This is a genomic window from Arcobacter thermotolerans, assembly GCF_983172305.1.
Genome location: NZ_CFAFZJ010000009.1, coordinates 42,536 through 61,217 on the forward strand (window position 1 = coordinate 42,536; position 18,682 = coordinate 61,217).

Here is an 18,682-nt window from a genome sequence, read left to right on the forward strand (position 1 = left end):
ATGGAGAGTAGAAGTATTTATAAGCAGTTTTATCTAAAGCTTATATTTGCAACTTCTCTTTTTCTTATTATTCTCTCTTTTATTTTTTTTGAATATACAAAAAACTCATTTTATGACAACATTCAAGACAATTTGCTCTTTCAAGCAAAACAGATAGAAAAAGGCTACATAAGTTTTGATAAGTTCCAAAATGTAATATCCTCTTCCCAAATTATTGAATTAATAGAAAATAATAAAAACACAACAAAACAGATAGAATTTTCAAAATTTTCAAAAGGCGATAAATCTTTTATTAGATTAGAGTTTTTAATGCATGATAATGCAATTTTACAAATTACAAAAGATATAAGTTTGGAAAAAGATATACTCTATTTAATAATATTTAAAAACTTTTTTGCACTTGCAATTCCTGGTTTTATTTTTATGTTAATTTATGCATTAATAGTTGCAAAATCACTTTTAAAACCAATAGTTCAAATAAATAAAAAACTATCAAATATGGATGAAAATTCACTATCTCAAATTGACAAAAAAGATTTACCAGAAGAGTTTTTAACTTTGGCAAACTCTATAAATTCGCTTACAAATAGAATAGGTACTTATTTAAAGTTTAAAAAAGAGCTTTTTATTGGAATAGCACATGAGCTTAAAACTCCACTTGCTGTTATGAAGTTAAAAAATGAGTTAATGTTAAAAAAAACAAGAGAAATTTCTCAATATGAAGATGCGATTAGGCTTACAATTAAAGAGATAGATGGTATGAATGTTATGATTAGCTCTATTTTAGATATTGGAAGAACAGAGGGAGCACAATTTGAACAAGCAAAAAATATTGATTTAGTTGAGTTTATAAAATATAAAACAAATGATTATAATATGCTTGCAGCTAAAAAAAGTATTACAATAAAATTTAGTTCAAATGTATCTAGTTTACAAATGATGATTCAAGAGACGCTTTTTAATCAGATTTTACAAAATTTTGTACAAAATGCCATAAAATTTACTCCAAATGGTAAAACAATAAAAATTAAGCTAAAAAAAATAGATGATAAAGTTACATTAAATGTAATTGATGAAGGTATTGGTATAGATGAAAATATAGATGTTTTTGCTCCATTTAAAAAAGTTGGAAAAGAAAATGGTGTAGGTTTGGGACTATATTTAGCAAAAATTGCAAGTGATGCACTAAATGCTAAAATTTCTATAAAAAATAGAGAAGATGGTAAAAATGGTGCTATTGCAAAACTTGAATTAAATTTGTAATATTTAATTTTAATATATAATCTATTTAATATTATAAAAATATATAAAAGTAGGAAAAATTATGGCAAATTGTAAATTTGGTTTAAATGACCATAAGCCTTTCATATCAAAAAAATCAGTTCATCACCATCATCATGATAAAAGTAAGCATAATTTTATAGAAAAAGAGCAATATATTCATTCTCATGACCATGAAGAGCATGCACATACTCATCACGAACATAGAGGAACAGATAAAAAAGTTTTAAAATGGGCTTTAAGTATTACTTTAATAACTATGTTTTTAGAGTTCTTTTATGGATTTTTATCAAACTCATTAGCCTTGATTTCTGATGCAATTCATATGTTTACTCACTCTTTTGCTTTGATTATTTCACTTCTAGCAATAATAATTGCAAGTAAAACAGCACCTATTTCTAAAACATTTGGTTATTATAGAGCTGAGGTATTAGCTGCATTTATAAATGGATTTACTATCGTATTATCAATTATTTGGATTATTTATGAAGCTATTGAAAGATTTTTAAATCCACAAATTATTGACATAAAAACAGCAATGATAGTTGCAATTATTGGTCTTTTTGTAAATATTATCACTGGTGTTATTTTGATGCAAGGTGATAAAGATAATATAAATCTAAAATCAGCATTTATTCATATGCTAAGCGATGCCTTATCTTCAGTTGCAATTATCATAGGTTATATAGTTATCTATTTTACTTCATGGTATTTTATAGATATTATTTTAGCTGTTATTGTAGCTCTTGTGATTGCAAAATGGGCAATTGATATTTTGAAAAATTCAACAAATACTTTACTTGAAAGCTCTCCTGTTGATGTAAAAGAAGTTCAAGAGTATATTGAAAAAAATGAAAAAGTTTTGGAATTACATGATATACACATTTGGGAGATTACCCAAGATATGTATAATATGACTGCTCATATAAAAATAGATAAAAAAGATTTAGAAAATTATGAAGAGATTTTACATCAAATAAATCATAATTTAAAAGAAAAATTTAAAATAGTTCATACAACTTTTCAGTTTGAGTGGTAAGTTTTTATAAATAATCTCTTGTATAAATCTATTCCATTATGCATATCTCTTTTTTTGCCATATGTTTTATCGTAGCAACTGCAACCAAAATTACAATTAAAGTTGTAATCATTGCTAGAGTATAAGATAAAAACATATAAAAATCTTTTTTTGTTAATTCATACATTAAAATAGAACTTAAAGTTACAGCTGCTAAAGGAAAAGTAAAAGCCCACCATGAGATAAAAAATTTTATTTTTACAAAATTTTTATACATAAATGCAACTAAAATAGTAAAAAATAGAGCTAAACTAAATAAAATTTGGGCAAAAAAATCTAAATTTCCAGTTAATTTTATATATGAGATAAATCCTATTGCAGGAGGTGCTATTAAAATAAACATTGTTGGCATAAATTTAGCAGCAAATGGATTATGAAAAATTATTCTATTTAAAATTATTGAAAATAATATTATCCAAAAAAACATACCAATTGAAAAATAAAAGATTAAAATAGCATTATCTACAAAACCAACTCCAGCAATAGGAACTATTAAATTCCCAACAATAGGAATAAACCAAGCTGGATTAGAATGAACTATTTCTAAATTATTATTTATCCAAAATCGAATAGTATAATATGTGAAAAATATATGTAAAATTGCCCCAAAATAAAAAAAACTTAATGACATATCTAAACTGTATTCTCTAAATGCAGCTGATAAAATCAAAATTGATATTGAACTTGCTGCAAAAAAATTAATTCTTATAGGATGATTTAACTCTTTTACAACTTCTTCTTTATATTTTATAATTTTTAAAAAATATGTAAAAAGAGTTATAAAAAATAAAGCTGTAGTAATAGTCAAAAAAGTTGTAGCAAAAATAGTAGAAAATGAGAAAACATGATTTAACCTTTCAAAAACTAAAGTTAAACCTCCAAGTCCCATAACTGTTGCAAACATCATAACTGGAAAAAACTGCAACCTATTTGAAGGTATTGCTTTTATAATCTCTTCATTCATATTTAAATCCTATTTTATTTATTTGAGCTTATATTATAATTTGAAATAATTATAATATTATAAAAATAAATTATTTATTAATTAAACATATATCTTCAACATTACTCTTTTATTATAATTTTAAATTATACTACTTTCATAAGATTTTAATATAATATTGCATACAATCTACAAAATTTTTTATGAAAGGATTTTTATATGACATTAAGAGAGAAATTTTCACCTACTTGCTTTTTGAGTGCTTTGGGTGCTGGAGGACTTAGCGTATCATTTTTTATGTACCTAATGTTTTTAGTTCCACATCCAACAACTCCAATGGCAACTTTTGAATATATTATGGAAGCTTTAGAAAAAGGTGATTCTATAAGCTTTATATCTTCATTTGCTCTTGTATTTATAATTGCATTTGCAATTCTTCACTTTAAACTTCTTTATTGGAATACAAAACAATATCTACTATATAAAAAAAGTGATGCTTACAAGGCTTTGATTAAATCAAATGGTCAAATTAGCATTATGGCACTGCCATTAACATATACAATGAGTATAAATGTTGGTTTTGTTTTAGGAGCTGTTTTTGTACCAAATTTATGGAGTTTTGTTGAGTATCTGTTTCCATTTGCACTTATTGGATTTGCTATTAATGGATATTTTGCTCTAAAAATATTTTTTGACTATTTTTCAAGATTGATTATTAATGGTGATTTTGATTTTACAAAAAATAACAACCTAACACAAATGATATCTATTTTTGCACTTGCAATGGTAGCAGTTGGATTTGCAGCACCTGGTGCTATGAGTTCAAATATTGCTGTAAATGCAGTTGGAATATTTGGAGCAATACTTTTCTCTTCACTTGCAATGATGTTGATATTTATAAAAATAATCTTAGGTTTTAAAAATATGTTTGAACATGGTGTTACAGTTGAAACAACTCCATCTTTATGGATTATGATTCCAATCTTAACACTTCTTGGAATTACATTTATAAGATTAAATTTTGGACTTGAACACAATTTAAATGCAATAAGCGATAAATCATCACTATTTGTTTTAACTTCAACAATACTATCTTTACAAATAGTATTCGGGATTTTAGGTTTTGTTATTATGAAAAAGCTTGGATATTTTGAAAAGTTTATAAAATCAAATGAAAAATCTGCACTATCTTTTGCACTAATTTGTCCAGGTGTTGCATTTTTTGTATTTGGAATGTTTTTTATAAACTTAGGTCTTACATACAATGACATTATTACAAAGTATTCAGTTGTTTACTATTTACTTATGGTTCCATTTATATATGTTCAAATAAAAACTATAGTTCTATTTTTTAGACTATACAAAAAATTTTCATTATAATAATTTAGTTAATATTTTATATATAAATAAGTATTATTTATGTAAAATAGATAACTTTTAATTATAAATTAAAAAGAAAATATAAAAGGAAATTTTATGAAAAAAATATTATTGAGTTTATGTACGGTTCTAATTTTTGGAACAACAGCAAGTGCTAATGATAATAGTGCAAAAGGTTTAAATGTAATGATTACATCAGAAGATGCTCAAACACAAATGATGGGTATGGTTTTATCTACTATGACTTTGAAAAAAGGTAAAGAGGTAAATATGGTTTTATGTTCAAGTGCTGGAAATCTTGCCTTAAAAGATAGCGAAAGCCCAAAACTTAAACCTCAAGACAAATCACCAAAAATGATGCTTGAAGCATTAATTAAAGATGGAGCAAAAGTTGAAGTTTGTCCACTATTTTTACCAAATGCTGGAAAAAAAGAAGCTGATTTAATCCAAAATGTTACTGTTGCTAAGCCACCAGTTGTTGCTGATAAACTTTTAAATAAAGATTATCAAAATTTAAGTTATTAAAAATTAGTAAGAGATTAAGTTCTCTTACTAATACTTAAACAATTTTTACTCCCTAGGATTCTTTGAATGAAAATCTATATATTAATTATAGTGGCTTTTATCTCTTTTATTGTATATGGAGTTTTTAACCAAAATAGAATTGATCCAAAAGTAAAAAGAGTACCTTGTCAAAATAGTGTTACAACTTTTGAGAAAATTTATTCTACAGATTTAAAATTTGCAAAAGAGCTTCTTCTAAGCTCAAATTATATTATTGAATCAAAAATAGAGTATTCAAAGAGTATGAAAAGTAATTTATATAATATTTTTTCAAATAAACAGAGCGACCAAATATTAAACGATGTATTAAGTAAATTTAAAAATAGTGATAAAAAATATGATAAAAAACTATTAATCTCTTACTACATATATGAAAATGATAAAGAAGATAAAGGTAAAAAAAATAAAGATGCTCTACTTTATGCTGGGTATTTAGTTTTTGAATTCAAGCTAGATAATGAAATTTTATATAAAATTCAAATAGATTACATGCAAACAGATGCAAGTGATATAAAATCTAGAGTAAATTGTGCTATTGAATCATTTTTAACTATTTAATATATAAGTTTTTTTTATTTTCCAGAAGAAGTAAAGTTACTTCTTCTGAATTTAAAACTCATATTTTAAAGCAAATCTATAATCTCTTCCCATTTCATATCTATATATACTAGCTTGATTTTTTGTAGATATAGTTGTAGCTTTTGCATATTGCTTATTTGTTAAATTATTAACAGCTACAAATAAAGTCCAATCTAAATTTATCTTATATTTCATACTAACATCATGTGTAGTGTAGCCAGCTCTTTTTATTTCATTATTACTACTATCTAAGACGTTGGTACCTTTAACTGCATTTAAAGTATAATCAACTGCTAATTTATTAGTTAGCTCAACTTGAGAACTCCAAACAAATTTTTTACTATCATATCCACCAACTCTTCTAATATATTGATCTTCGTTTATATCAGAACTGTTATTGACATCACTAGGATTATTGTTTGTATCAATTCGAGTATAAGCCAAAGATGTTGAAAAAATATCATAATTATATGAAGTTTTTATTTCAAATCCTTTTGATTTGAACTCATCATCTTTGTTATAAATATCTTGTAATGTCCATCCTCCTTCACCACTTCCACATTTTCCTAAATTACAATTTGTATCTTTAGATACTATAAAATCATTAAGTTTTGTTTGAAAAACATTTGCATCAAAAGTAATGTAATCATCATTTAAAAAAGTATCTCTTTTATCATATTTATATCCGATTTCATATCTGTCTGATTTTTCTGCATTTAAATCTTTAGAGTAAGTTGAGCCAATTTTTGTATTTAAAGCCCAAGTAAATGGAATAATTCCACTCATTCTACTAGATTTTCCATAGTTTGAATACACCAAAGAGTTTTCTGTTAGTTTATAATCCATTCCAATATTTGGCGAAAATGTATCATCACTTTGTTTTCCAAGTCCTGTTTCAAAACTATAATAATCGTATCTTAAACCATAATTTATCCCTAAAGAACCAATTTCAGTTCTATTTTGTATAAATAAAGCTTTATTTTCTGAATGTAAATCAGAGTATTTTGTTCTAGGTTTATCAGCAGGTTTTAAATCTGCTATATAAAAACTACCATCACCATGCTCTTTTTGATACTCTGTACCAATTGATACTCTATTTTTTGTTGAAGATAGATTAAAATCAAAATGATTTTGTACTTTTAATCCTATATTTCTATTATCATAATCTCTTTTACCATCTTTATTATTAGCATTTTTTCTTTCTAAAGATATATCAGTTAAATTTAAATTTGTATCTAAATTTAATAGATTGTTAGGATTATAATTATGACTTAAAGCATAATTTGTAGTAGTTGATATAATTTTTTCAAGTTGATTTGGTTGCGGTCTATACTCTGTTCCAGCCCATCTTGAATTTCCACTATTTTCATTTTTATTTACTGTTAATCTTAAATCATGATTATTTGAATCCAACAAACTTATTTTAAATAAGTAGTCTCTGTCATGGTAAGCTGTAGCTGTTTCACTATTTTTATTTGCGTCTTTATAGTTATCACTGTTAACACCACTTATACTTATATATGCACCTAAATTATTATCAAAAACTTGATATGCAGTTGCATTACCATGTTTCATATAAGCATTTGTGTTATATCCTGTTTTAAAGATTGCACCATATTTTTTATTACTTCTAACAAAATCTTGTGCATCTTTTGTACTCATTTCAATGCTTCCTCCTAGTGCTCCTGCTTTTGAAGCATCAGGTGAAGTGTTTACATCGACAACTTTTAGTAAATCTGGATTAATACCTAGTTCATTACTTCTATGTTGGAACATATTTTTACCCTGTTTTGCACCATCTAAAGATATATTTAAATTTGAACTCTCAATTCCTCTTAAATATATTCTTTGCACATTTATTGCTCCTCCTCCAACTTCAATAGAAGAGTTATTTTTAAATACTTCTGTAAGAGAATTTGCTTGGCTTTGTTCAACTTTTTCTAAATCAATATCAGTAGAATTTGTTTTAAACTCTTTGTTTTCTTCAATTTTTATCTCATCTAGTATAGATGTATCTGCAAAAAGTATAGATTGCGATATTACTAATGATAAAGAGATAATTTTTTTATTAATTTTCATTATAATCCTTGTATAAAATTTTTAAATGCAACTTAGTTGCAAAAAGCAAATTCTATTTTAATGCAACTTAGTTGCATCTTAATTAAATAATTATATTTCAGTTTATATGGTATCTTTTTTAGATATAATTGCCCAAAAATTACAAAAAAGAGTTGATATGATTGATATAAAACTATTGCAAAATGATTTTGAGAAAACTAGTATTTCTTTACAAAAAAAAGGTGTCTCAATTGAAGTTTTAGAAAACCTACAAACTTTAGCACAAAATACAAAACAAAAAAGACAAATTATGGAAGAGGTAACAGCTGAGCAAAATATTCTTTCAAAAGAGTTTCCTAGATATAAAAAAGAGAATCTTGATGTTGCAGATCTACAACAAAAAATCAATAACTTAAAAAATAGAAAACAAGAGTTAGAAGATGAGGTTAGAGTTTTAGAAGAAGAGCTATCTTCGATTGTATTAGGAATTCCAAATCTTCCAGATGAAAATGTACCATTTGGAGCAGATGAAGATGAAAATGTAGTTTTAGAAGTTATTGGAACTAAGCCAACTTTTGATTTTAAACCAAAAGAGCATTGGGAATTAGAGTGTGATTGGTTAGATTTTCAAAGAGGTGTAAAACTTGCAAAATCAAGATTTACAGCACTTAAAGGTGATGGAGCAAGATTAGAGAGAGCTTTGATAAACTATATGCTAGATTTTAATAGAGCAAGAGGATTTAATGAGTGGTATGTACCTTTTATGGCAAATTCAAACTCTCTTTTAGGAACAGGACAGCTTCCAAAATTTGAAGATGATTTGTTTAAAATAGAAGGAGAAGATCTATATCTTATTCCAACAGCTGAAGTTAGTCTTACAAATTTATATAATGATGAGATTTTAGATAAAAATGAATTGCCTCTTCTGCTTACATCATATACTCCATGTTTTAGAAAAGAGGCTGGAAGTGCAGGACGTGATACAAGAGGGCTTATAAGACAACACCAATTTGATAAGGTTGAAATGGTAGCAATTACTTCACAAGAGCAATCAGATGAGATATTTTTTAAAATGGTTAATTGTGCTAGTGATTTATTAACTTCATTAGGACTTTGTCATCAAAAAGTACAACTTTGTACTGGAGATTTAGGATTTGGAGCAGCTGTTACAATAGATTTAGAAGTTTGGCTTCCTGGTCAAAATAGATTTAGAGAGATATCTTCAATCTCAAATACAAGAGATTTTCAAGCAAGAAGAGCAAAAATAAGATATAAAGATGACAAGAAAAATATATTTGCACACACTTTAAATGGTTCAAGTCTAGCAGTTGGAAGAACTCTTTTGGCAATTATGGAGAACTATCAAGAAGCCAATGGAACTATTAAAATTCCTGAAGTTTTAAAACCATACTTAAAATAGATAAAATTCTAAAATTTGAGATAAAAAAAGGTGGAGGGGAAACCACCTTTTAATTATTAAGGGAGAAAAAAAGGGGTTGAGAGAAACCCCTTTGATATTAAGTTTTAAATAATAAAATAAAATCTTTTCATAAACTTAATATTTTACAGAACGACCTTTGAAAGAGATTTTATCCAAAATTGCTACATTTTAACTAAGGAGAGATAAGTCGTAGATAAAACCTCTTGATCAACGAAATTTTACAATTTATAAACTTAAAGTTTGCTATTTTAATGCTACGTTTGTAATAAAAATATTAATTTGGTAAAATTTATTTTACAAAAACCTTTGTGTCATATAGTTTTCCATCTATAAAAACTTCAAAATAACCCTTTTGTACATCTAAATGTTTAAAAGTTAGTTCATATCCAAATATCTTTTTTGTTAAATTATTGTAAAGAGTCTCTGTATTTATTAATTTTCCATTTGAGTTATTTATTTTTGTTGTTACATTTACATTTTTATTGTAATTTCCTATTATGGCAACTTTGAAGAAAACTTCACCTCTATATTGAAAATCAGTTTTTATTTTATGTTGCACATTTTCAACTCTATTTTTATCATAAACTGCTACTAAAAATGCTTTTTGTATATCGCTTGCATTTAAAAAAGCAAAACAAAAGAAAATAAATAATAATTTTTTCATACCAAAGTTTCTGGTTTTCCTATATGATAACCTTGTGCACAACTAATTCCTATCTCTTTTATTGTTTGTAATATCTTTTCATCACTTACAAATTCAGCAACTGTTTTAATTCCAATTCTTCTTGCAAAACTAACTATTGTTTCAACAATTAATCTATGTTTATCATCTGTAACTATATTTTTTATTAAAGAACCATCAATTTTAATATAATCAACATCTAATCTTAAAAGATGTTCAAAATTTGAATATCCCGTTCCAAAATCATCTATAGCAATTCTTGCACCCAAAGATTTTATTTGATTGATAAAAGAGATAACTTCTTGATAGTTTTCTATACCTTCTGACTCTAAAATCTCAAAAGTTACTCTTCTTGAAGTATTTGTCTCTTTTATAGTTTTTAATATAAAATCAACAGTTTCTAAATCTTTTATATCATCAACGCTTAAATTTATAGAGAAGTTTTCATCTCTATTTTGGAATGTTTTACAAGCTTGGGTTACAACTATTTTTGTGATACTTGAGTATAGTTTTATTTTTTTAGAAAAATCTAGAAATTTATATGGAGCAAGAGAGTTCCCTTTGTTATCTATAAGCCTTACTAAACTCTCATAAGAGTAAATTTCACTATTTTCTATATTTAAAAGAGGTTGATAATGACAAATAATTCTATTTCCTAAAATTGCCTCTTTTATCTGAGTTGCAAGTTCAATATTCTCTTTATATCTCTCTTCTATATTTTTACTCTCTTCGTAAATACAGATATGATTATTTGAAGTTTTTGCATTATTTACAGCAATATCAACTTTTGTTAAAAGTTTTTCATCACTTTTTGCAATACCAATAGAAAATGTAATTAAAATTGTTTTATCATCAATATAAAAAGGTTCACTATCTAATAAATCTATAATTTTAATTGCTTCATTTTGTAACTCTTCTTCTGATTTTTCATCAAAAAATAAAATAGCAAATTCATCACCATCTATTCTATATGCTGTGTATCCATATTTTATAAATCTTAAAGCTATATCTTGTAATATTTTATCGGCATTATTTGTACCAAAGAAGTCATTTACCTCTTTAAAATCATCAATATTAAAAACAATAGAAGATTTAGCTTTTTTATTTTCAATATCTAAAATAATTTTTTGTCTATTTGGAAGAGATGTTAGTTGGTCAAAATACATAAGATATTCATTTCTCTCTTTTAAAAGAATTTGTTCTGTAATATCTCTTGCAGTTCCTATTACACCAATTAAATTTTTATTTTCATCAAAAAATGGAGCTTTATCAACTTCAAGATATGTCATTTTCCCTTGAATATTCCCATTTTCTAGAAATCTTAATGGTCTCATATATTTTATAGTTTCTAAATCAGTATTAGCACATAACTCTCCAAATGTATGCCAATTTTTATTATCTTTATTTTTTTCTCTTTCTCTTAAAGCGAAAAATATATCAGTTTTTCCAATAACTTCATCAGGAGTTGCAATTAGTAAGCCATTACAAATAGCATTATTTGCATATAAATAACGACCATTTAAATCTTTTATCCATAACATATCAGGAGAGTGTTTAGTAATTAAGTTAAGAAGAGTATCCGAGTTTATAGTATTTTTTTTCATAATCCCTCAAATTGAATAGTTGAAGGATTATATCTTAAGTTATTAAAAATAACTTTAAGGAATATTTAATAATTATTTTCTTTTAAGTATTATTTTTTACTATTATCAAACTCTTTTGCAAAACCTATTAAATCTTTTCTTTTTAAATCACCTCTATAAACTATATCTTCAACTTTTATATCTTTATCATTTAAAACTTTTGGAACTAAATCAGCATTTTCTAAAACTTCCATATGATTTGATAGCTCTTCTTCACTATAACTCATCTGCATATCAGCACTACTTACATAAGGAATTGCCTCAATTACTTTTAGTTTTTTTAGCTCCTCTTCTACATTTTTACCTTCAATTGTAATAATAATTCTACCTTTTTCATCATGCATATGATAATCACAAACACCAGATTTTTTAAGATTTTCTATCACACTATCAAGATATTTTGGTAGAGTTTGTACAACAATACTTGAAATATTCATTTTTAATCCTTTTTTAAATTATATATATTTACTTTTTTATCATCACTTGCTACAACTAAACTATTTTCATCTAAAAACAAAATAGATGTAATAAGTGCATTATTTCCTTTTAGGATAAAAAGCTCTTCTTTTGTATCTATATCAAAAACTAAAACATCATTATCTTCATTTAATGAAATTGCTGCTTTTTTTGCTTTATCATCTAAAGCTCCTGCATAAACTAAAAAATCAATTGATTTGTAGTATGGCTTTTTTTGATTTTTGTAATAAATAGATGCTCTTCTATCTTGTCCGCAAGCTAAAATAGTATTTTCTTTGAAATCAACTTGAAAAACTCTATCTACATTTTGACCTTTAAATTGTCCAATTTTTTCTAAGTTTGAAGTGTTGAGTTCTGAAATAATTCCACTTTCATCAGCTACAAAAATAGATTTTTTATCACTACTTAAAACAAAATGAGAAAAAGATGATTGAGAAACTTGAGTTGATTTTAAGATTTTTTTATTTATTAAATCATATATAAATATCTGATTTGATAAAAGAGCATAGACTATTTTATTATTATCTAAGAATTTTGCATAAGCTATAAAAAGTCTCTCATCTGAACTAATTACATTTTCTAAAATACCATTTTTTGATATAAAAATATCTCTTCCTCCACTTTGTCCTTGTGATAAAATTAAAATCTTATCATCAATTATATCTGTGCTAAAGATTTTTGCACTTATCTCTTTATTTGTAAAATCTTTTATATTTTTAATTTTTATTGAAGAGATTATCTCTTTTTTTTCAAGGTTAAAAATATCAACAAAGCCATCATCTGTTGCTAAATATAAGTTCTGTTTATCTTTTGCAATGTTTGTAACTCCACTTGATGCAAAAAAAGAGAAAGTTGCTTCTAACTCTTTTGCGAATAAAAAGTTTGAGCTAAAAATAAAAATAAGTGTAAAAATTAAGTTTTTCAAAACAAATCCTATTCTATTTTGATTGCATTTGTTGGGCATACTTTTATACAAAAGCCACAAGAACTGCAATTTTGATTTATAGTTGGTCTAAACATTCCTAAAAAATCTATTGCATTTTCCAAACAAGGATCTTTACATGAAAAACACATAGTATTCTGCCAAGATAGACATGTTAGAACATCAATCTCTATTTTAGCTTCTATTTGCTTTTTATCTTCAATATTTAAAACACCATTTTGACAAGAAATTGCACATAAGTCACAATAAGTACAACCAGAATTTGAAAAGTTTATTTTTGGAGTACCATCTTCTAAAATCTCTATAATATTTTCTTCACAAGCAGTTGAACAAGGTTTTTCTATACATTCCAAACATTTTGTAAAAAAAAGATTTATATCTTTAAAGTAGGGTGGTCTTATAGCTTTTTCTTGCAAACTTCTATTTTTAAAAGGTTTTGCAAGAGAGCTAAAAAGCTCTCTTCTTTGCATACTTATTTTACACCCTCATTTATAGTATCTATAAGATTTGATTTGTCATTTAAATCACTACTTCTAAACTCTGTTTGGAAGTTATTTTTTGGAACAATTTTACTATCTGATTGTGGTGCATGGCAAGCAGAACAGTTAAATCTAGCATTTGATAAGTGATCAAGAGGTTTTATAATAGTTTTTAAATCACTACTATTTGCTACAACTTTTCCATCTCTTTGAAGTTCACCTTTTTTATCTATGTTTACATTTTCTCTAAAACTTGTAAAGTGTGATTTTGGAATAGGAGTTGCGCCCATAGACTCTGCTACCATTGGATCATGACATGAAGCACATTGGTTATTATCTATTGTAATAGGTAACATACCTTCTGTATCATGTGGAATCATAGGTGGAGCATTTTCAAATGCTCTTTTTATTTTTGTACTAGTTCCTGCAGGTTCTGTAGCATATTTTGTCTCATCACTTACAACTTTATCTTCTGAAAATAGATTATCTTGTCTAATTCCAAGAGATTCATCTTTGATACTTTTATTTGCAGCATAAGCAAAAGTAAAAAGTGTTGCAATGGCAACTAGACTTAAAGCTAATTTTTTTAATTTCATTTTTTCTCCTTCATATAATTTCTTAATTCGAAATTTAGTGCATCATCTTCACAAACTTCAATACATCTAGCACATAAAGTACACTCTTGTAAAACAGGTTCGCTACTTTTATCTATCATATGTAAAATTTGAATTTCAGGGCAAACAACTTTGCATTTCATACAAGCAGTACATTTTTCACTATTATGATGAACTCTTAATAGACTAAATCTTCCAATTAGTGAATAAAATCCACCAAGAGGACAGATATGTCCACACCAACCATTTTTTAAAACAAACAGATCAAACAAAAATATTACAATCATTGTTGCAAGTCCAAATCCAAGTCCAAAGATTAAACCTCTGTGAACCATTGATACAGGAGATATTAATTCAAAAGCTGCAACACCCATAAAATATGAGATGATAAAGCTAATTAAAATTAGCCAATATCTTAAATTTCTAGTTGCTGGTTGCTTTTTTTGTACTTCATCAAATTTCAAAACTCTTCTTAAGTAGTTTGCACTATCTGTAATTATATTTACAGGACAAACCCAAGAGCAAAAAGCTCTTCCTCCAAGAATAAAGTAGAAAATTGAAATAATTAAAGCACCTAAAGCTATATCAAAAGAGATTATAGCTCCTGCAAAAATCATTTGTAAAACCGCAAAAGGGTCGCTTAATGTAACAGTTTGTAAAACCAAAGAGCTACTTAAATTTCCCATTAATATATTTATTCCATAAACATTTGCCAAAATATATAAAGCTAAAATAGAGAGTTGTGTAAATCTTCTAGCAATTAAAAATCTATATTTTTTCATTCTAATAAATCCTTCATATCGCTATTTAGTGACTCTACTGCACCTTTTTTATTTATTTTAGTTTTACCTAATTCAATATTTGAATCTTTAACTCTTTTATCATCTGCTTCATCCCAACCTTTTATATAGTGATCACCAACTTTTCCAAGTGCAATTTCTCTTGGAAGCACAAAAACAGCTGGTTTTTCAGTAATACAAGCTTTTTCACAAAGTCCACAACCTGTACAAATATCACTATCTACAACAGGTTTTAGAAATGCATGTTTACCTGTTCTTTCATTTTTTTCATACACTATATTTATAGCTTCTCCTAAAAGTGGACAAGCTCTATAACAAGCATCACATTGAATTCCCCAAAAAGCTACACAAGATTTTACATCTACAACTGCAACTCCCATTTCCATTTGTCTTATCTCAAAAGCATTTTCACTATTTTTGACCTTTTTTTCATCTAATGCTTTTGTAGGACAAATAGGAACACAAGGAATATCAACGCACATATAACAAGGAATTTCTCTTGGGACAAAATATGGAGTTCCCAAAGGTAAATTATCCCCTGGTTTTGCCAATTTTAGTGTATCAAAAGGGCATGCCTCTACACAAAGTCCACATTTTATACAAGTAGCTAAAAAGTCATCTTCTTTTAGGGCTGCTGGTGGTCGAAGTATCAAGCTAGTAGCTTTTACTTCACTTAAATATGCACTCCATGTTAAACTACCAAGCACTACTAAACCGATAGTTCTAGCACTTTTTAGAAGAAATTTTCTTCTATTTTCTTGATAGTTTTCTACTATATTCATCTATTTTTACCTTATGCTTTATAAACTTTTACAGCACATTTTTTGAAGTCTGTTTGTCCTGATTGTGGACAAGTTGCATCTAAACAAACTTTGTTTATAAATACTTTTTCATCAAACCAAGGAACATATACTAATCCTCTTGAAGGTCTATTTCTTCCTCTTGTTTCAACTCTTGCTTTTACTTTTCCTCTTCTTGATTCAACCCAAGCTAACTCACCTTGTTTTACTCCGTATTTTATAGCATCTTCAGGGTGCATATAACAAAGTGCTTCTGGAACTGCCCTATAAAGTTCAGGAACTCTCATAGTCATAGTTCCACTATGCCAGTGCTCTAGTACTCTTCCAGTACTTAACCAAACAGGATATTGCTCATCTGGCATTTCAGGTGGATCCATATAAGGTCGTGCGAAAATTTTAGCTTTATTTTTTAGAGATTTTTTAGTTTGATCTTTAACTCCAAGTAAATCACCTTGAGCTAACTCTTTTGCTAATGTTCCATAGAAAGCAAAATCACTATTTGGATTTGCCATTTTTGCATATGGATCATATTTTGTATTAAATCTCCAAGATGTCTCTTTTCCATCTACAACTGGCCATTTAAGACCTCTAACTCTATGATAAGTGTCAAAATCTGCTAAATCGTGAGCATGTCCTCTTCCAAAATCTGCATACTCTTCAAATAGATATTTTTGTATAAAGAATCCATAACCTTTCCATGGTTTTCCATCACTTCCTAAAACATTTCTACTATCACCAAATGCTTCAGTATTATCATATCCAGCTTGAATTTCATCTTTTTGGTCTGCTTTATATGATTTTGCTCTATCATTTGCAAATAAAATTTCATACATAGTTGTATTTTCATTGTATCCCATAGCTTTTGCTGCTTCTATAAGGCTAGGAAGTTTAATTTCATTGTTTGTACTTAAAAGAGCTTGTTCTCCCCAAACATCTTTTACTGTAAATCTTTTTGAAAGTTCAACCCATTGCCATGTATCACTCATAGCATCTCCAACTGGAACTACTTGTTGTCTCCAAAGTTGTGTTCTTCTTTCAGCATTTCCATATCCACCCCATTTTTCATAAATCATGGCAGATGGTAGAATTAAATCTGATACTTTTGCACTAATTCCAGGATATCCATCACTTGTAACAATAAAGTTATCCATCTCTCTTGCTGCTTTTATCCAGTGAGTAGCACTTGCTGTATCTTGGTATGGATTACAAACATTTACCCAAGCAAATTTTATATTTCCATCTTCAATATCTCTATGGATTTTCATAATATGTTGATGACCCTTTGGATTAATTGTTCCAAGTGGTACATTCCATGCTTTTTCAGTAATTTCTCTATGTTTTGGATTTTCATTCATCATATCAGCTGGAAGTCTGTGTGTAAATGTTCCAACTTCTCTTGCAGTTCCACAAGCACTTGGTTGTCCTGTAAGTGAAAATGCTCCACTTCCTGGTTTTGCTTGTTTATTTAGTAAGAAGTGAACGTTGTATGAAAGTGTATTTACCCAAGTTCCCCTTGTATGTTGATTCATTCCCATAGTCCAGAAACTTACAACTTTTCTATCTTTTTCAATATACCAATCTGCTAATTGTTGAAGTTTTTTCTTAAATTCTTCAATATCTTCATCAGGATTTCCTTTTGAGATTTTTGCAACATAATCTAAAGTATAAGGTTCTAGAGATTTTTTATACTCTTCAAAACTAATCTCCCAGTGAGCAAGACCAGCATTTTTATTTACCATTTTATCACCAGCTTTATATCCATAAGGAGCAAGAGCAGGAGCCTCAGTTTCAGAAACAACTTTCTCCATCTCTTTAGAGATTATTTCCATTTCAGCTTTAGAGTATTTCCCATCTTTTATTGATTTTTCATCAGATTTTCTCATTCCATACCCAATATTAACAGGGCTTGCTGCAAATACTATGTGCTCTTTAACGAAATCCCAATCAATAGCTTCTGGTTTATTGTAAACAATCTCTCTTGCTATATAGTTCCATAAAGCTAAATCTGTATTTGGAGTAAAGATAATCTCTAAATCAGCAATATCTGAAGTTCTGTGTCTGTAAGTTGAAATATTTATTACTTTAACTCTATCTGGATTACTAAGTTTTCTATCTGTAACTCTTGACCATAAAATAGGGTGCATTTCTGCCATATTTGAACCCCAACAAACAACTGTGTCTGTTAGTTCAATATCATCATAGCAACCACTTGGTTCATCTATTCCAAATGTTTGATAAAAACCAACAACCGCACTTGCCATACAGTGTCTTGCATTTGGATCAATAGCATTTGATCTAAATCCAGCTTTCATCATTTTTAAAGCTGCATAACCTTCCATAATTGTGTGTTGTCCACTTGCAAATACAGCAACTCCTTCAGGACCTTTCTCTTTTAGTGCAATTTTGATATGTTTTTCCATCTCATCAAATGCTCTTTTCCAAGAAACAGGAGCGAAATCACCTTTTTTATCAAATTCACCTTTTTTATTTACTCTTAAAAGTGGAGTTTTAAGTCTATCAGCTCCATACATAATTTTTGCATTAAAGTAACCTTTTATACAGTTAAGACCTCTGTTAACTGGAGCTGCTGGATCTCCTTTAACGGCAACAATTTTCCCCTCTTTTGTTGCAAGCATAATTCCACAACCTGTTCCACAAAATCTACAGGCTGCTTTATCCCAACGCCAACCACTCTCAGCAGTATTTGCTTGTGCTTTTAAGTCTGTTGGTACACTCATACCAATAGCTGCTGCTGCACTTGCCGCCGCTGAACTTTTTAGAAAATCTCTTCGTGAAAGTGACATTTCTACTCCTTTTGAAATAAATTTATAAACGATAAGATATTACTATGAAGTAGATATAAAAAGTTTGACCGATGTCAAACTTTTTGAGTATTTAAGTAAAGATTAAAATTTTTTAA

Annotated in this window: 17 protein-coding genes; 6 read left to right on the forward strand and 11 right to left on the reverse strand. The window is 27.4% G+C overall.

Features of this window, described 5'->3' with window-relative positions:
• Entirely contained in the window at positions 1-1,263 is a 1,263-nt protein-coding gene (locus AC5LG6_RS07970) for a sensor histidine kinase (RefSeq protein ID WP_120985756.1), read from the forward strand.
• A gap of 61 nt (positions 1,264-1,324) precedes the next feature.
• Positions 1,325-2,320, forward strand: a complete 996-nt coding sequence (locus AC5LG6_RS07975; protein ID WP_498586169.1) for a cation diffusion facilitator family transporter — start codon at positions 1,325-1,327, stop codon at positions 2,318-2,320.
• A 28-nt stretch (positions 2,321-2,348) separates the two neighbouring features.
• Here AC5LG6_RS07975 and AC5LG6_RS07980 read toward each other — a convergent pair whose 3' ends face one another.
• Positions 2,349-3,323, reverse strand: a complete 975-nt coding sequence (locus AC5LG6_RS07980) for an SLAC1 anion channel family protein (protein ID WP_498586171.1) — start codon at positions 3,321-3,323, stop codon at positions 2,349-2,351.
• A gap of 198 nt (positions 3,324-3,521) precedes the next feature.
• On the opposite strand from AC5LG6_RS07980, the gene AC5LG6_RS07985 reads away from it, so the two are divergent.
• The 3 genes from AC5LG6_RS07985 (at position 3,522) to AC5LG6_RS07995 (ending at position 5,804) form a co-directional block, all read left to right on the forward strand.
• On the forward strand, positions 3,522-4,682 hold the full coding sequence (locus AC5LG6_RS07985) for a TsoY family (seleno)protein (protein WP_498586173.1): 1,161 nt from the start codon (positions 3,522-3,524) through the stop codon (positions 4,680-4,682).
• Between the two features lie 96 nt (positions 4,683-4,778).
• Entirely contained in the window at positions 4,779-5,207 is a 429-nt protein-coding gene (locus AC5LG6_RS07990) for a DsrE family protein (RefSeq protein ID WP_498586174.1), read from the forward strand.
• Positions 5,208-5,273: 66 nt separating this feature from the next.
• On the forward strand, positions 5,274-5,804 hold the full coding sequence (locus AC5LG6_RS07995) for a hypothetical protein (protein ID WP_171018052.1): 531 nt from the start codon (positions 5,274-5,276) through the stop codon (positions 5,802-5,804).
• A gap of 51 nt (positions 5,805-5,855) precedes the next feature.
• On the opposite strand, the gene AC5LG6_RS08000 is transcribed toward AC5LG6_RS07995, so the two are convergent.
• On the reverse strand, positions 5,856-7,904 hold the full coding sequence (locus tag AC5LG6_RS08000; protein ID WP_498586175.1) for a TonB-dependent receptor domain-containing protein: 2,049 nt from the start codon (positions 7,902-7,904) through the stop codon (positions 5,856-5,858).
• Between the two features lie 157 nt (positions 7,905-8,061).
• Here AC5LG6_RS08000 and serS point away from each other — a divergent pair, with 157 nt between their 5' ends.
• Complete coding sequence (serS, locus tag AC5LG6_RS08005) at positions 8,062-9,303, forward strand: serine--tRNA ligase (RefSeq protein ID WP_066358275.1); 1,242 nt, start codon at positions 8,062-8,064, stop codon at positions 9,301-9,303.
• A 310-nt stretch (positions 9,304-9,613) separates the two neighbouring features.
• On the opposite strand, the gene AC5LG6_RS08010 is transcribed toward serS, so the two are convergent.
• The 9 genes from AC5LG6_RS08010 to napA all read right to left on the reverse strand — a co-directional run bounded on the left by AC5LG6_RS08010 (position 9,614) and on the right by napA (position 18,566).
• Positions 9,614-9,988 (reverse strand): hypothetical protein, encoded by a 375-nt coding sequence (locus tag AC5LG6_RS08010; RefSeq protein WP_260933607.1) that lies wholly within the window; start codon positions 9,986-9,988, stop codon positions 9,614-9,616.
• Positions 9,985-11,610, reverse strand: a complete 1,626-nt coding sequence (locus tag AC5LG6_RS08015) for an EAL domain-containing protein (RefSeq protein ID WP_498586177.1) — start codon at positions 11,608-11,610, stop codon at positions 9,985-9,987. The genes AC5LG6_RS08010 and AC5LG6_RS08015 overlap by 4 nt, the downstream gene beginning before the upstream one ends.
• Before the next feature lie 89 nt (positions 11,611-11,699).
• Entirely contained in the window at positions 11,700-12,086 is a 387-nt protein-coding gene (locus AC5LG6_RS08020; RefSeq protein WP_066153074.1) for a chaperone NapD, read from the reverse strand.
• Between the two features lie 2 nt (positions 12,087-12,088).
• On the reverse strand, positions 12,089-13,051 hold the full coding sequence (locus AC5LG6_RS08025) for a WD40 repeat domain-containing protein (RefSeq protein ID WP_498586179.1): 963 nt from the start codon (positions 13,049-13,051) through the stop codon (positions 12,089-12,091).
• A gap of 8 nt (positions 13,052-13,059) precedes the next feature.
• Positions 13,060-13,539: a ferredoxin-type protein NapF gene (locus AC5LG6_RS08030; RefSeq protein WP_066358269.1), complete on the reverse strand. Its 480-nt coding sequence runs from the start codon at positions 13,537-13,539 to the stop codon at positions 13,060-13,062.
• A 2-nt stretch (positions 13,540-13,541) separates the two neighbouring features.
• Positions 13,542-14,144, reverse strand: a complete 603-nt coding sequence (locus AC5LG6_RS08035; RefSeq protein WP_498586181.1) for a nitrate reductase cytochrome c-type subunit — start codon at positions 14,142-14,144, stop codon at positions 13,542-13,544.
• Complete coding sequence (napH, locus tag AC5LG6_RS08040; protein WP_498586183.1) at positions 14,141-14,944, reverse strand: quinol dehydrogenase ferredoxin subunit NapH; 804 nt, start codon at positions 14,942-14,944, stop codon at positions 14,141-14,143. Before napH ends, AC5LG6_RS08035 begins: the two co-directional genes overlap by 4 nt.
• Positions 14,941-15,744: a ferredoxin-type protein NapG gene (napG, locus tag AC5LG6_RS08045; RefSeq protein WP_498586184.1), complete on the reverse strand. Its 804-nt coding sequence runs from the start codon at positions 15,742-15,744 to the stop codon at positions 14,941-14,943. The genes napH and napG overlap by 4 nt, the downstream gene beginning before the upstream one ends.
• A gap of 11 nt (positions 15,745-15,755) precedes the next feature.
• Complete coding sequence (gene napA, locus AC5LG6_RS08050) at positions 15,756-18,566, reverse strand: nitrate reductase catalytic subunit NapA (RefSeq protein ID WP_498586185.1); 2,811 nt, start codon at positions 18,564-18,566, stop codon at positions 15,756-15,758.
• Positions 18,567-18,682 lie beyond the last annotated feature (116 nt).

Bases quoted from the DNA above. Each gene is read 5' to 3' on its own strand.
- AC5LG6_RS07970 (WP_120985756.1), top strand. From the start codon at position 1: ATGGAGAGTAGAAGTATTTATAAGCAGTTTTATCTAAAGCTTATATTT.
- AC5LG6_RS07975 (WP_498586169.1), top strand. From the start codon at position 1,325: ATGGCAAATTGTAAATTTGGTTTAAATGACCATAAGCCTTTCATATCA.
- AC5LG6_RS07980 (WP_498586171.1), bottom strand. From the start codon at position 3,323: ATGAATGAAGAGATTATAAAAGCAATACCTTCAAATAGGTTGCAGTTT.
- AC5LG6_RS07985 (WP_498586173.1), top strand. From the start codon at position 3,522: ATGACATTAAGAGAGAAATTTTCACCTACTTGCTTTTTGAGTGCTTTG.
- AC5LG6_RS07990 (WP_498586174.1), top strand. From the start codon at position 4,779: ATGAAAAAAATATTATTGAGTTTATGTACGGTTCTAATTTTTGGAACA.
- AC5LG6_RS07995 (WP_171018052.1), top strand. From the start codon at position 5,274: ATGAAAATCTATATATTAATTATAGTGGCTTTTATCTCTTTTATTGTA.
- AC5LG6_RS08000 (WP_498586175.1), bottom strand. From the start codon at position 7,904: ATGAAAATTAATAAAAAAATTATCTCTTTATCATTAGTAATATCGCAA.
- serS (WP_066358275.1), top strand. From the start codon at position 8,062: ATGATTGATATAAAACTATTGCAAAATGATTTTGAGAAAACTAGTATT.
- AC5LG6_RS08010 (WP_260933607.1), bottom strand. From the start codon at position 9,988: ATGAAAAAATTATTATTTATTTTCTTTTGTTTTGCTTTTTTAAATGCA.
- AC5LG6_RS08015 (WP_498586177.1), bottom strand. From the start codon at position 11,610: ATGAAAAAAAATACTATAAACTCGGATACTCTTCTTAACTTAATTACT.
- AC5LG6_RS08020 (WP_066153074.1), bottom strand. From the start codon at position 12,086: ATGAATATTTCAAGTATTGTTGTACAAACTCTACCAAAATATCTTGAT.
- AC5LG6_RS08030 (WP_066358269.1), bottom strand. From the start codon at position 13,539: ATGCAAAGAAGAGAGCTTTTTAGCTCTCTTGCAAAACCTTTTAAAAAT.
- AC5LG6_RS08035 (WP_498586181.1), bottom strand. From the start codon at position 14,144: ATGAAATTAAAAAAATTAGCTTTAAGTCTAGTTGCCATTGCAACACTT.
- napH (WP_498586183.1), bottom strand. From the start codon at position 14,944: ATGAAAAAATATAGATTTTTAATTGCTAGAAGATTTACACAACTCTCT.
- napG (WP_498586184.1), bottom strand. From the start codon at position 15,744: ATGAATATAGTAGAAAACTATCAAGAAAATAGAAGAAAATTTCTTCTA.
- napA (WP_498586185.1), bottom strand. From the start codon at position 18,566: ATGTCACTTTCACGAAGAGATTTTCTAAAAAGTTCAGCGGCGGCAAGT.